Source organism: Desulfosporosinus sp. BICA1-9 (genome assembly GCF_000802135.1).
In genome coordinates this window covers 1-14,674 of the sequence record NZ_JUEE01000135.1, presented here as the reverse complement: position 1 = coordinate 14,674, position 14,674 = coordinate 1, and the positions used below count along the sequence as shown (strand labels likewise).

Sequence of the window (14,674 nt, the reverse complement as noted above, 5' to 3'; positions counted from 1 at the left end):
ATTAGATAATCTCTGATCCATACGGACCCTCATAGACAAAAAGTGTTTGAAGGAAGGAATAGAATTTGAAAAAGATAGCATCGTTTCTTTCCGTGGTTCTGTTAATAGTGGCCCTTCTTTTGACGGGCTGCGGTGCAGATAAGAACGCTGCATCAGGGTCGTCTAATGACAGCGTGACGAAGGTATCAAGCAATATTGAAGAAACCAAATTAAACGATACCGCTCTTGGATCAGACAACAAAAATTATTCAACAGATAGCGGTAAATCCCAAGTTGAACCCCTTAACTCAGATGTGTCCAAAACAACCGAGAACGACCTAAGTCAAGGAAATACCACCAAAGTCGCCGCGGCATCCACGACGCTTATTGAAGCTAATCCTTCCTCGCAAACACCGGCAATTCAAGTTCCGATTCCTGTCAAACCTGAAAACTCAGATAAGAAAGCAGTAACTATCGCCATTAACTGTGCTACTGCAGTAGCTAAAGGTCTCGACAAGCAGGAAAAATTCAAAGATGTCGTTCCGGCTAATGGGATCATTTTGCCTGCCACAACAGTTGAGTTTAAAGAGGGAGAAACTGTGTTTGATGCCTTGAAGTTGGTTGTTCGCGAAAATAAAATTCAGATGCAGTATGAAGGTTCCAAGGGAACACCCTATATAAAAGGGATTAATAATCTTTATGAGTTTGACGGCGGACCTTTAAGCGGGTGGATGTATAGTGTCAACGAAGTGAATGCAAGCTATGGGTGTAATGAAGCTAAGCTCAAAAATGGTGACGTCATTGAATGGAACTATACCTGTGATATGGGTAGAGATATAGGGAATAAGTGACCGGGGGAGTGAAGAAGGACGAAAGTGGTTACGGAAATAAGGGGGAGACAGCCTTGAACAGAGCATTCTCAGCGTTTCATCCATCAGTGAACTTTGTATTTTTTGCAATTATCTTAGCATTTACGATGCTTTTTATGCATCCGATTTTTTTGGGCTTAACCTTAACTTCAGCCCTTATTTTCTCCTTAATTTTGAATGGGCGAAGGGGCGTGAAGCTAAGTCTCTTATTCTATCTCCCCATGTTCTTATTAATCGCCATCATTAACCCCTTATTCAATCATAGAGGAAGAACAATGTTGTTTTACTTCATGGACAATCCCATTACGTTAGAGGCCATCTTTTTTGGAATATGTTCGGCGGCGTCTCTGATCGCCATTATGGCCTGGTTCTCTTGTTACAATAAAGTCATTACCTCGGATAAGTTTTTGTATTTGTTTGCCAAGATGATTCCGGCGGTGGCCTTGCTGATTACAATGACGATTCGAATGACTTCTAAACTAAAATATCAACTGAAGACAATATCGAATGCTCAACACACGATAGGGATAGATCATAGTACAGGAAATCTAATCGAGAGAGTAAAAAAAGGAATGAGAGTCATATCCATACTGCTGAGCTGGTCTATGGAGGATGCGATTGAAACGGCGGATTCCATGAAGGCTAGAGGATATGGGCTGAAAAATCGAACGACATTTTCACTTTTTAACTTTGATAAGCGGGATGGTTTAGTATTAGGCGTGATTAGCGTACTAGGGGGCATATGCTTTGCGGGATATTTCGCAGGATACGGGACGATGCAATTTTATCCGTCAATCAGGCCTATGGATTTATCAACCCCGGCTATCGTCCTATACCTAGTATTTGCTGTGTTAGCGTTTTTACCGATTATTATCGAAGTAAAGGAGAGCTACAAATGGCGTTTTTACAAATCAAAAATTTGAGCTTTTCCTATCCTAAGACCGAGGCAAGAGCACTCCAAAGTGTGAACTTAGAGATTAAGGAAGGCGAGCTTATTTTAGTCTGTGGGGTGTCAGGCTGTGGCAAGAGCACCCTTTTACGGCATATAAAACGTGAGATTACGCCGCATGGTCGTAAGAGGGGTACGGTACTCTATAGAGGTCTAGAAATTGAAAAATTAGATCGAAAAATCGCAGCCTCTGAAATTGGATTTGTGATGCAAGATCCTGAAACTCAGTTAGTGACAGATACCGTTTGGCATGAATTGGCCTTTGGTCTTGAAAATTTAGGGCTAAGCACGTCCGAAATTCGTCGTAAGGTGGCCGAAATGGCGAGCTTCTTTGGTATCGATGGCTGGTTTAGAAAATCGGTGGATGAATTGTCCGGCGGCCAAAAACAGCTCTTAAACCTAGCCTCGGTGATGGCCATGCAACCCAAGCTACTAATCTTAGATGAACCGACGGCCCAGCTAGATCCGATTGCGGCTCAAGACTTCCTAGCAACGATCGCCAAAATCAATCGAGACTTAGCGGTAACCGTCATTTTGACAGAACATCGACTAGAAGAAGTATTCCTAATGGCGGATAGAATTGTGGTCATGGAAAAAGGGAAAATAGTTTGTTTTGATACACCGGAGCAAACCGCCAAACTCTTAGCGGATAGGAAGGCTCAACAGACGATCTTTAAAGGATTGCCTTCTGCAATTCGAATTTATAGCGAGATAAGGTTGGGCAATGATTGTCCTTTAAGCGTGAGGGACGGGAGAAAATGGCTCGATGAATTTATGACCCCAGTCGGGAGGGTCTTCAATGATCCAGTGAATGATCAAGCTCAAAAGCAAAAGCCTGTCATCAAAGCCGAAGAAATATGGTTTAAGTATGCGAAGGACGGAAATGACATTTTGCGGGGATTTTCGCTTAAGGCCTACTCGGGGGAAATACTCTGTGTGTTAGGGGGCAACGGAACCGGTAAAACGACCATGCTCGGCGTGATTTCAGGATTACTAAAACAGTATCGAGGAAAGGTTGAAATTAGCGGTAAAAGAATAGAAACTTTCCAAGCGAAAGAGCTTTATCGCAACAATATAGCTCTCTTACCTCAAAATCCGAGAGCGTTATTTGTTTGTGATACCGTCCTAGGGGATCTGAAAGAGGCGGCAACTATACTTAGACTGGATAATGATAGTATAAGAACTGAAATTGACAGGATTGCCAAAGAATTGAGAATCACTCAATTCTTTGAACGACATCCGTATGATTTAAGTTGTGGAGAGCAGCAAAAGGTGGCCCTCGCTAAGTTGTTACTATTGGAACCCATAATAGTGTTATTAGACGAGCCGACCAAGGGGCTGGATGCCGAGTCTAAGGAGGAATTAGGGATAATCCTAAAAAGGTTATGCAGTAAAGAGGTTGCGATGGTTATAGTGACTCATGATATCGAATTTGCTGCGGAGTATGCAGATCAATGTGCCATGATGTTTGACGGGGATATTGTATCAGAAGGAAAACCTAATGAGTTTTTTGCAGGAAACAATTTTTATACGACAGCTGCCAATCGGATGGCAAGAGGCATCTTCCCCGATGCCGTGACTTGTGAGGATGTGATTGAACTGTGCAAGATAAGCGTCTAAGCAGGTATACAAAAATAATCAGAATCATGTTGATCATTTTATTACCGTTATTGATGGTGCTATCTTCGTTAAGTGGGGATAAGAACTACGGTTTATTAAGTCTGATATTTATAATCGTTGCGATGGTTCCGTTCTTCCTAAGGTTTGAAAAGCGTCGGCCAGAGGCCAGAGAATTGGTGGTTATTGCTGTAATGGCTGCTTTGGCGGCCTTAGGGCGGGTTGTATTTGCCCCGATTCCCAATTTCAAGCCAACCTCCGCTATTATCATCATAACAGCTCTGGCGTTCGGACCTGAGGCAGGGTTCTTAACAGGTGCTACAGCGGCAGTAGCCTCAAATTTATTTTTCGGACAAGGTCCATGGACCCCGATGCAAATGTTTTGTTGGGGGATGATCGGTTTTGGCGCAGGGATATTGGGGAATGCAGGTTTCCTCAAACGGAAATTCAGCTTATCCGCCTATGGACTCTTATCCGGGTTTGCCTTTGGCTGGGTCATGAATCTCTGGTATATTATCGGATTTATCAACCCTATTACCTGGCAGGCTATAGTAGCAGCGTTCATATCAAGTTTCTGGTTTGATTTTACACATGCAGTATCAACCCTAATCTTCCTTCTTGTGTTGGCGAAACCTTGGCTAAAAAAGCTAGAGAGGATAAAAGTTAAATTTGGCTTGATGGAATGAGCATATGCTAAGGGAGCTGTGAGAGCTCACTCGAAAGTGCATTTTTAAAGAGTACATATGTGTAAATAACATAGTGGATGGGAGTGAAATGTCATGATTACAGCCACTGTTCATAGTCTAGAAGGTGTTATCTGCAGACTCGGGTTAGACCCACTCATAGTTAACCGCTTTATGGAGGAGTGGTTACAAACTGCACACGAGGTTTCGTTTGAGGAAGCTAATGAGGTAGCTTGTATATTGAACAAAATGAAAAGATGCACTAAGTACTATTTAGCCCCAGATCCTACACAAGAGGGTCATCAGGTCGTGCTCATTGTGAGAAAAAATCGAGTAATTACTGTACTTACTCAGTTAACCAATTCCTTTTTCGGTGTACCTGAGGCTAAGACGATAAATGGCACACGTATGATTAGAACACTCGGGGGTGAGATGTATGAAGACAATGGCAATATGTGCATCCTCGCTATCTGGGTAAGCCTTTTATATCTAATAGATCGCGCAGATTTTTTACTTCTTGAAGGGCTCTTTTAAGAAAGATCTCAGGAGACTCCTCGCGTTCCTCAGTCGTCGGATAAGCTTCTAGCGTCAAACACCCTCGATAACCAGTTGGAAAGTGTTGGGCTACCATAACCCAATCAATAATGCCATGCCCAGGTAACCAATGCCGGTCTTCGAGTCCGTCATTATCCGACAAATGGGTCGACGCAAATTTTTTATCGGACAAACAGGACTTAAGCCTACTAGGCAATTTTAACTAAAACATCCATTATTATTATGATAATATTAAAAAGGTATGCACTAACTATGCCTTTTTGTGGAAATTATGCAGGATTTTGCAGTTGAATTTATCTTATTTTATGAAGGGGGTAAATATTTTGATTATTAAGAAGTTTTTGAGAAAGATTATCGCCGGGTCTGTAATCTCAAGTATGCTCATTTCATCCATACTCTGCTATTCGCCTTTTCTTCCTAAGGCAGAAGCAGCAACAACAGAACATAACAGTTCTAACTCTATGCCCTTGATTCAAACGCTTAATAAACAAATAGCCGATCCGGATCAACAGAAAGAATCTGATTCCAAAAGTGTTAATGAAATACTAGATAATCCTAGTTCTAGCAAAACTGATCCAAATAATTCATTGGAAGATCAAAAAACAGATCGTTTCATCGTTAAATACAAAAGCGAAAACCAAAAAGAAGAATTAGTCAATAAAGTAAAAGGAAATCTCAAAGAAAGAAAACTTACGAAGAACAATAAATTAGACGTTTATATAACTTCGGAAAAACTAAAAAAAGAAGATTTCAGCGCCTTGCTCAAACAAAAAGAGGCCGATAGTAATATCGAATATATCCAACCGGACTATGAATTGGAAATATCCTCCAACGATCCCTGCTTTGAAAGCCAGTGGGGATTAAGTAATAGTTCGCTGGTAGCAACCGGAAAGCAACTCTTACAAGATGACCCATCCAATAAAAATGATACGGAATTTAACAAGGATTTATTAATCAGTCTGATTGGTGATCCAATAAAACTAGAAATGTTAGTACATGTACTACAAAATCTACCAATTGAGGATCCACAATACAGAAGCATACTGGATAATATAACCCATAGTAATCTCCAGCAGGAACCAATCAATGAAGAAACCCTGTACAATCTCCTAAATGATTACATAATAACAAACCCAACCTACCTGGAAATGTTTAAAAATTCACTACCTAAAGATATGGCAGATATTCTCTTCGAAGACAAAGGTCAAACTCAAACCGGCTATCAGGTAGATGCCGGGGTAGTCCCAGCCTGGCATCTATCCGAAGGTGCTGGGGTCTTGGTAGCAGTCTTAGACACCGGCATAGATATTACCCATGAAGATCTGGCAGGGAACATCTGGGCCAACAGTACGGAAATACCCGGCAATGGAATCGATGACGACGGAAATGGCTATATAGACGATGTTAGCGGCTGGAACTTCTCTGCAGACAATAATCTGGTTCATCAAGAGAGTCTGAGCAGTGACGAGGTGCATGGAACACAGGTAGCCGGAATCATAGCGGCAGTTAAAGATAACTCGCAAGGAATCGCCGGAGTTGCACCAGCGGCTAAAATACTGCCATTGAAGGTGTTCGAAAATGGCAAAGCCTATACCAGCAATATCATCAATGCCATCAACTACGCAGAGGAAATGGGTGCCAAGGTAGCAAACTGCAGTTGGGGCTCAAGCAATGACAACCCGGCACTTAAAGAAGCCATCGAAGGTTCCAATATGCTGTTTGTTTGTGCAGCTGGCAACAGCGGTTCAAACATCGATAATACCCCGGTATATCCGGCAGCCTTCGACTGTCCCAATATAATAACAGTAGCCTCAATAAACAATACAGGCAACTTATCCAGCTTTTCCAATTACGGCGAAACAGCTGTCGATGTAGCAGCGCCAGGAGAAAATATTATCAGCACAACACCCGGCAATACCTATGGAGCCAACAGTGGAACCTCCATGGCGGCTGCCTTTGTCTCAGGGGAAGCTGCCCTACTGATCAGTAAATTTGGCGATTCAAATATCAGTGATCTAAAACAGAGGATCATAAATTCTTCCGATAGATTGTCTACACTTGCCCAAAAAACCTCTCAAGGGCGAAAAATCAATTGCTCCAATGCCCTAAATGAGATCTACCCTGACGAGGTTATTGAGATACAGGGAGATTATGTTCCCAATGTCAACGAAACAACGGAAATCTCGGAAGAAGATTATAGTTTATATGCCGCAGCTGCAGCAACCGGACAGTTTACCAGCGTTGCTTGCGGTAGTGATCATACACTGGCTTTAAAAAACGATGGAACGGTTTGGACTTGGGGGAATAACAGTTATGGTCAGCTTGGTAATGGCTCCTATAATAACAGTATATTCCCGATACAAGTACCTGGTTTAACAGGAGTGACAGCAATCGCAGGGGGATATAGTCACTCAATAGCTTTAAAAAATGATGGCACGGTATGGACATGGGGATATAACAATTATGGCCAGCTGGGGGACGGAACGACAACAAACAGAACTACCCCGGTACAGGTGTCTGGCTTAAACGGAGTTATTATTACGGCAATTGCAGGTGGAAGGTTACACACAGTAGCGTTGAAAAGTGATGGCACGGTCTGGACATGGGGATATAACTATTATGGCCAGCTGGGAGACGGAACAACTACCAACAAAACTAACCCTGTACAGGTGCTAGGATTAACAGGTGTGACGTCAATTGCAGGAGGATCTTATCATACTATAGCGTTGAAGAATGATGGCACGGTCCGGACGTGGGGATATAACTATTATGGTCAGTTGGGGGATGGCACAACCACAAATAGGACTACCCCGGTGAACGCAATTGGATTGACAGGAATGATAGCAATTGCCGGAGGATATTATCATACAATAGCATTGAAGAATGATGGCACGGTCTGGACCTGGGGAAGTAACAGTAATGGCCAGCTGGGGGACGGAACGACTATAAAAAAATCAACCCCGGTACAGGTACCTGGATTAATGGGAGTTACTGCAATTGCCGGAGGATATTATCATACCATAGCATTGAAGAATGATGGTACGGTCTGGGCATGGGGAGATAACACTTTTGGTCAGCTGGGAGACGGAACGACAACGAACAGATCTACTCCAGTACAGGTGTCTGGCTTGACAGGAGCGACAGCAATTGCAGGAGGATATTATCATACTATAGCACTAAAAAATGATGGTACGGTAAGGACCTGGGGATATAACTATTATGGTCAGCTGGGGGACGGAACTACAACAAACAGAACTACCCCGGTACAAGTGTCTGGCTTGACAGGAGTGACAGCAATTGCAAGCGGATATGCTCATTCAATAGCGTTAAAGAATGATGATACGGTAAGGACCTGGGGATATAACTGGTATAGCCAGCTAGGCAACAATGTTAAAGGCTATAGAGAATCACCGGCATGGGTTTTGGGAAAAAGTCAAACAGCTACATTGCCGGGTACGACGGGTAGCTTTATTAAAATTGCAAGTGGATTTAGTCACACCATCGCTTTAAAGAATGATAGTACAATATGGACTTGGGGTTCTAACAGTTATGGTCAACTGGGAGATGGAACGACTATAGATAAGTCTAGCCCAGTACAGGTGCCTGGATTAACGGGAATCACAGCCATAGCCGGTGGAGGTTCACACACAATAGCCTTAATGAATGACGGCACGGTCTGGACCTGGGGTTCTAACGGATATGGCCAGTTGGGAGACGGAACGTATACAAACAGAACTACCCCGGTGCAGGTACCCGGATTGACGGGAGTAACGGCAATTGCAGCAGGAAATTATCATACAATCGCCTTGAAGAATGATGGTGCGGTCAGGACATGGGGATACAACAATAATGGCCAACTGGGAGACGGAACGACTACCAACAAAACTACCCCGGTACAGGTGCTAGGATTAACAGGTGTGACGTCAATTGCAGGTGGATATGGTCATACCATAGCGTTGAAGAATGATGACACGGTCTGGACATGGGGATATAACAGTAATGGCCAGTTGGGAGATGGAACGACAACAAACAAGTCTACCCCGGTGCAGGTGCCAGGCTTAACGGGAATTACGGCAATTACAAGTAGATATAGTCACACAATAGCGTTGAAAAATGATGGCACTGTCTGGACATGGGGAGATAACTATTATGGCCAACTGGGAGACGGAACGACTACACAAAAGGTAACCCCGGTACAGGTGCCAGGCTTAACGGGAGTGACGGTAATTGCAGGAGGCTATGGTCACACAGTAGCCTTGAAGAATGATGGCACTGTCTGGACATGGGGATATAACTATTATGGTCAACTGGGAGACGGAACGACTACACAAAAGGTAACCCCGGTACAGGTGCCAGGCTTAACGGGAGTGACGGCAATTGCAGGAGGCTATGGTCACACAGTAGCCCTGAAGAATGATTGCACGGTATGGACATGGGGGTATAACGGTAATGGCCAGCTGGGGGACGGAAAGACTACAAACAAATCTAATCCTGTACAGGTACCTGGATTGACAGGAGTAACGGCAATTGCGGGTGGAAATGGTCACACAATCGCCCTGAAGAATGATGGCACGGTATGGACATGGGGAGATAACTCTTATGGACAACTGGGAGACGGAACGATAACAAGCAAGTCCACCCTAGTACAGGTGACTGGATTAACAGGCGTGATAACAATTGCAGGTGGAAATTCTCAAACAATAGCATTGAAAAATGACGGTACGGTCTGGACATGGGGATATAACGGTTTTGGACAACTGGGAGACGGAACGACAACAAAGAAGTCTACCCCGGTGCAGGTACCCGGATTGACGGGAGTAACGGCAATTGCAGCAAGAAATTATCATACAATCGCCTTGAAGAATGATGGCACAGTCTGGACATGGGGATATAACAGTAATGGCCAACTGGGAGATGGAACGACAACGAACAGGCTAACCCCGGTACAGGTGACTGGCTTGACCGGAGTTACGGCAATTGTCGGTGGGGACTACCACACAATAGCGTTGAAAAATAATGGCACGGTCTGGTCATGGGGATATAACTATTTCGGCCAGCTAGGAGATGGATCGACTATAAGCAAGTCTACCCCGGTACAGGTATCAGGATTAACGGGAGTTACAGCTATGGCAGGTGGCAATTCCCACTCAATAGCGTTAAAGAATGATGGTACGGTTTGGACCTGGGGTTGTAACGGCAATGGCCGGCTGGGGGACGGAACAACTATAACTAGGCTAACCCCGGTACAGGTGTCAGGATTAACAGGGGTTACGGCAATTGCAGGTGGAGATTATCACACCATAGCATTAAAGAATAATGGTACTATCTGGACATGGGGATATAACAACGTGGGTCAACTGGGAGACGGTACAAAAACAGATAAGTCTACCCCTGTACAGGTGTCTGGAATGACAGGAGTTATGGCTATTGCAGGTGGAAGTTGCCGCACAATCGCCTTGAAAAATGATGGCACTGTCTGGATATGGGGCTCTAACAGCAATGGTGCCCTTGGGTTGGGTGATCCATTGTACAAATGTTACCCAGTCTGGGTTTTAGGTTCAACCCTGGATGCTCAGAATCTAACAGCAACAGCTACATCTACAACAATAACCCTGACCTGGCCCGCAGTAGATAATGCCTCCGGCTATGATATTGAAGCAGATGGTACGGTAATTAATAATGGTACAAATACTATGTATGTGCACAGCGGCTTGTTGCCGAATACAACTCATACCTACAGGTATAGGGCAAAGGACGCCAGTGGTGCAGGTGATTGGAGCACACTGTTAATTGTAAGTTTATGTACGAAAAGTAGTATTATTTATTATAAAGATATCAATGGCCAATTAGAAAATACAATTATCTTGGATTTCATATATGACAATAATGGAAACTTGATTCAGAAAAGGTATTCGTCTCCTTGATAAATCTTAAATAATACTTGCCAAGCAGTAAAGTAATCGCTTAGTAAGTATTAGCCAAGAAATAATCTGGGATTTACTTAATGACCCCGGTTTTTCAAAAGATAACGATATTTATTGTTTAGTTATTTAATTTAATTTATTTAATTATAAAGTCAGGAGGCTTATTATGATATTCTCTAGTAAAAAAAGCAACATATATAAAAGAATAATATCATTTTTCCTAATAATGGTCCTGGTACTAATAAATTTGGTACTCCCATTTCCAGGTAATACTGCAGAAGCAAAAACTGATACAAGTCAGGCGAAAACGAAAATTAAACAAGAAATTACATCCCAAAGAACCAGGAATTCCAAATCTTATCTTAATGAAGATGGGAGAACGTTTACCAGCCAAATCTATCAAGGCCCGATCCATTATTTGGATGAAAACAAAAGCTGGCAGGAAATAGATAATGAATTGGTAGAAACCCAGAAAAACGGATTTAAGTATGAGAATAAAGCAAACGAATTCAAATTATATTTTTCTGAGCTTTCCGGGGGGAAGGATTTCATCCGTTTTCAAAAAGGGAAAAATGCTATTGATATTAGTCCGGTTGAAACAAAATATGTAAAAAAAGAGTTCGAAAAAGATAAAACTAAAATTAAAGATAAAGCCATTGAATCCCAAACAGTTGAGAAAGAAGATCTGGAAAAGAAAGCTTCTCAAAAACCGGAGAAGGCAAAACAAGTTTCAGCAATTAAAAATATTAAGTCTGAAACAGATAATAAACTGAATTATGAGGGAATTTTTTCTGATGTAGATTTCTCTTATACAGTAAAAGAGAGCATGTTAAAAGAAGATATTACTATTCATAAATATACAGATAACAATACCTTTTCATTTGAGGTAAATACAGAGAATCTATATTTGGAAAAAGCAGATAACCCAAATACTATCTTAATAAAAAAAGAAGGAACAGATAAATTAATCGCAAGTTTTCAAGCTCCCTTCATGAAAGACTCCAAAAATAATATATCCAAAAATTTGGCATTAGAATTAAGACAAGAAAACGGTAAAAGTTATGTAGATGTAATAGCGGACGAAGACTGGCTCAAGGATGAAAAAAGAGCATATCCTGTAGTTATTGATCCGATTTTATACTATTTTAATTCTCTGCCGGAAGATACTTATGTAAGATCAGGATATATGGAGGATGTTAATTTTAACCAATACTACACTAGTTATTCGTTAGAAGCAGGATGTAATAAGGTCACATTTGATGAAGAATTACAATATCTTTTTCATACGCCATTTTGTGTTAACGATGATTGTGAATCCTACCTTAAATTTAATTTACCTGTCTTGCCTTCCGGAGCAAGAATATTATATGCGAATTTTAACGCATTAGCCTCGGATTACTATAGTTGGGGTTATAATCAAAGTTTAGGAAATATTAATCTGCACAGAATTAATTCTGCCTGGGATGATGACCAGGTTACCTGGAATACCAAACCGGCCTATGGTTCGGTTGAAGCTGCGGCACAACTACAAGGCGGACAATGGGGAATTTATGAATTTGAAGATTTTTGGGGCAATAACTACCAGTTAGATACATACCAAAACGGTGTTTATAGTGTGAATATTACGCCACTGTTTAGAGACTGGTATCAAGGGACACAACCTAATTATGGATTGGCCCTGACCGGTGACGATAATAATACGGGGGTAGCTATTTTCCACTCCAGTGAAGAATACTCTATAGCGGAAAGACCTTGGCTAACGGTTTTTTACGATCTGGATTCTTTGGGTTATGCCAATAATTGGGGTTTCACTGATGAATCAACGAATGTATACAACGGAAATTTACTGGAACAGGCAGTAGATATGTTTGTTCCAGGCCGGGGAGAACCGGTTAATATAACCAGGACCTATAATAGTCGTTCCAATCGTGAAGGGCTTTTTGGAAAAGGTTGGACATCCAATCTTGAGGTCAGAGTGGAAGATGTTGAAGGGGAAGCCATTTTTCTTTACGATGCCAACGGGACAGAACGTGTTTTTTTACCTTGGATAGGTACTTTGATAGATAATAGCTATATTTCCGAAACTACTCCGGGAGCTGCTACAGGGGGTGGGGCCAAGCAGGAAAGGATAATAAAAGAAAGTAACGGTACTTACACGATCACTCAAATTAGTGGTACGAAAATTACTTTTAATTCTTCAGGAAAAATAATCAGCATTACAGATAAAAACAATAATCTGACAACCTATAACTACAATACCGGTACAGGAAAACTGGAAAGCATTAGCGATCCGTCCGGGCGGGCTATTACCTTTTCCTATAATGCCAACGGAAACATAGAACAGGCAACGGATCCTGCCGGTAAGACGGTGCACTACACATATGACGGGAATAACCGTTTAGTCTCGTGTCTCGATCAAGAGAACAAGATTCTTGCCTATGAATATAATGCAGATCATAATTTAACCAAGATTACTTATCCCAGGGGCAATTACATTAGCTACGGTTATGACGACCAAGACAGAGCAACTGCGGTAACCAGGACAATCACCGTTAACGGTACACCAACCACAGCAACCTCTGTGATAGCCTACGATCCGGCCAATAAACGGACAACAGTTACGGATGCCAATGGTCGAAAAATAGCCTATGAATATGATGATATGGGTAATTTAGTCAAGGTTGCCCAGGACCCGGATAATTTAAACTATCGTACTCTCATAAATTATAATACAGATAAAGATGAACTTGAGTCAGTAGCAAATCCCAATACAGTTGCAGCGGGCGGTACAGTTTCCTATGGATTACATTATGATGAATTCGGAAGAGTCGATTCGGTAACCAACCCTCTTAATGAAAGCACCTCGATAGAATATGGAGGGACAAATCATACAGTTTCATCTGGTGAGAGTACGGCACAGTCAGTATCCGATGGTAACGGTAATATCACTCACACCATAGATGGCTTAAAACAAGGAAATACGTTCGCTTATGATCAATATGGAAATATTACACGGGAAACAGACAAGCTATCCGGGACAGATAATCTTGTAACCAATTCCAGCTTTGAAGAAGGTTTTACAAATTGGGATCTAGCCATGCAAGCTGGAAACAGTGCCACCAAAGTTATTTCCGTCAGTTCATATAAATTTGGCAAAAAATCATTAGAGATAACCAATCCCAGCGGCTGGATAGAATATACCAATAACAATAGCGCTTTTACCTATGATCCGGCCAAAACATATACTTTAAGCGGATATATAAAGACAACCAATCTTTCTACAAATGCGGCACATCTCAAAATAAAGTGTTATAACAGCAGCGGCAGTTTTCTGGGCGAAGTGAAAAGCCCTCAGCTTAAAACGGCCAATGACTGGACGAGACTAAACCTTGTTCTGACACCGGACCAGGTTCCGGTAGGGACCGCAAAGATAAAACCAGCGCTAGCCATGGACGCTGCATCAGGTACCGCCTGCTTCGATGGAATTCAGCTGGAAGAGGGAGCCAACCAAAGCGCCTATAATTATTTAAGTAACAGCAGCTTTGAAAGAGATGCCAACGCCGATGGAGCACCCGATGACTGGACGGTATTTGCCCCTCATGAAATAAGTCAGACCGGTTTTTCCGGGAATTCCAGTGTCAGATTAATAAATGACGGAACCTATCCGGATATTTATCTATCCCAGCACGTTAACCTATTCCTGTCGGCCAATAGCGATCTCACCTTATCAGGATGGTCCCAGGCATTTTTAGCTGAGCCAAATGGCGGTTTTTACGGACTTAGGGCCATAGTAGAATATGCCGACAGCACCACTGAAACATTTGATTTTGGCTCTAATAAAGGGGTTCATGCCTGGGAACAAATAGTAGGAAATATCCACCTGACCAAAGCAGCCTCAGGGATAACCATCAAATGCAAATATGATAACCAGAACGGTTATGTCTGGTTTGACAGCCTCCGTTTACAGGAAGGAAAAAACAGCACAGAGATTCAATATGATCCCTCAGGCAATTATCCCCTTGCCGTAACCAATGCCTTGGGTCAATCAGTGGGTATGCAATATGATACAAGTGGCAATTTGACGCATGTCACCGATCC

At 42.3% G+C, this 14,674-nt stretch carries 7 protein-coding genes; all 7 read left to right on the top strand.

All coding sequences use genetic code 11. From position 1 onward, the window contains the following. The first annotated feature begins 65 nt into the window (after positions 1-65). Positions 66-830 carry a DUF4430 domain-containing protein gene (locus tag JL57_RS16105; RefSeq protein WP_034143034.1) on the top strand — a complete coding sequence of 255 codons (765 nt, stop codon included), beginning with the start codon at positions 66-68 and terminating at the stop codon, positions 828-830. A 53-nt stretch (positions 831-883) separates the two neighbouring features. Then, complete coding sequence (locus JL57_RS16100) at positions 884-1,771, top strand: energy-coupling factor transporter transmembrane component T (RefSeq protein WP_034143062.1); 888 nt, start codon at positions 884-886, stop codon at positions 1,769-1,771. Then, positions 1,744-3,417 (top strand): ABC transporter ATP-binding protein, encoded by a 1,674-nt coding sequence (locus JL57_RS16095; protein WP_034143033.1) that lies wholly within the window; start codon positions 1,744-1,746, stop codon positions 3,415-3,417. Before JL57_RS16100 ends, JL57_RS16095 begins: the two co-directional genes overlap by 28 nt. Continuing rightward, a complete protein-coding gene (locus JL57_RS16090; RefSeq protein ID WP_291300169.1) occupies positions 3,399-4,100 on the top strand; it encodes an ECF transporter S component in 702 nt (233 codons plus the stop codon). The genes JL57_RS16095 and JL57_RS16090 overlap by 19 nt, the downstream gene beginning before the upstream one ends. A 93-nt stretch (positions 4,101-4,193) precedes the next feature. After that, the gene (locus tag JL57_RS16085) at positions 4,194-4,631 is read left to right on the top strand and encodes a hypothetical protein (protein WP_291300168.1); all 438 of its coding nucleotides are present in this window, start codon (positions 4,194-4,196) and stop codon (positions 4,629-4,631) included. Positions 4,632-4,975: 344 nt separating this feature from the next. Further along, positions 4,976-10,576 (top strand): S8 family serine peptidase, encoded by a 5,601-nt coding sequence (locus JL57_RS34635; protein WP_291300167.1) that lies wholly within the window; start codon positions 4,976-4,978, stop codon positions 10,574-10,576. A 166-nt stretch (positions 10,577-10,742) separates the two neighbouring features. Continuing rightward, a partial coding sequence (locus JL57_RS16075) for a DNRLRE domain-containing protein (RefSeq protein ID WP_034143032.1) occupies positions 10,743-14,674 on the top strand: 3,932 nt, incomplete at its 3' end.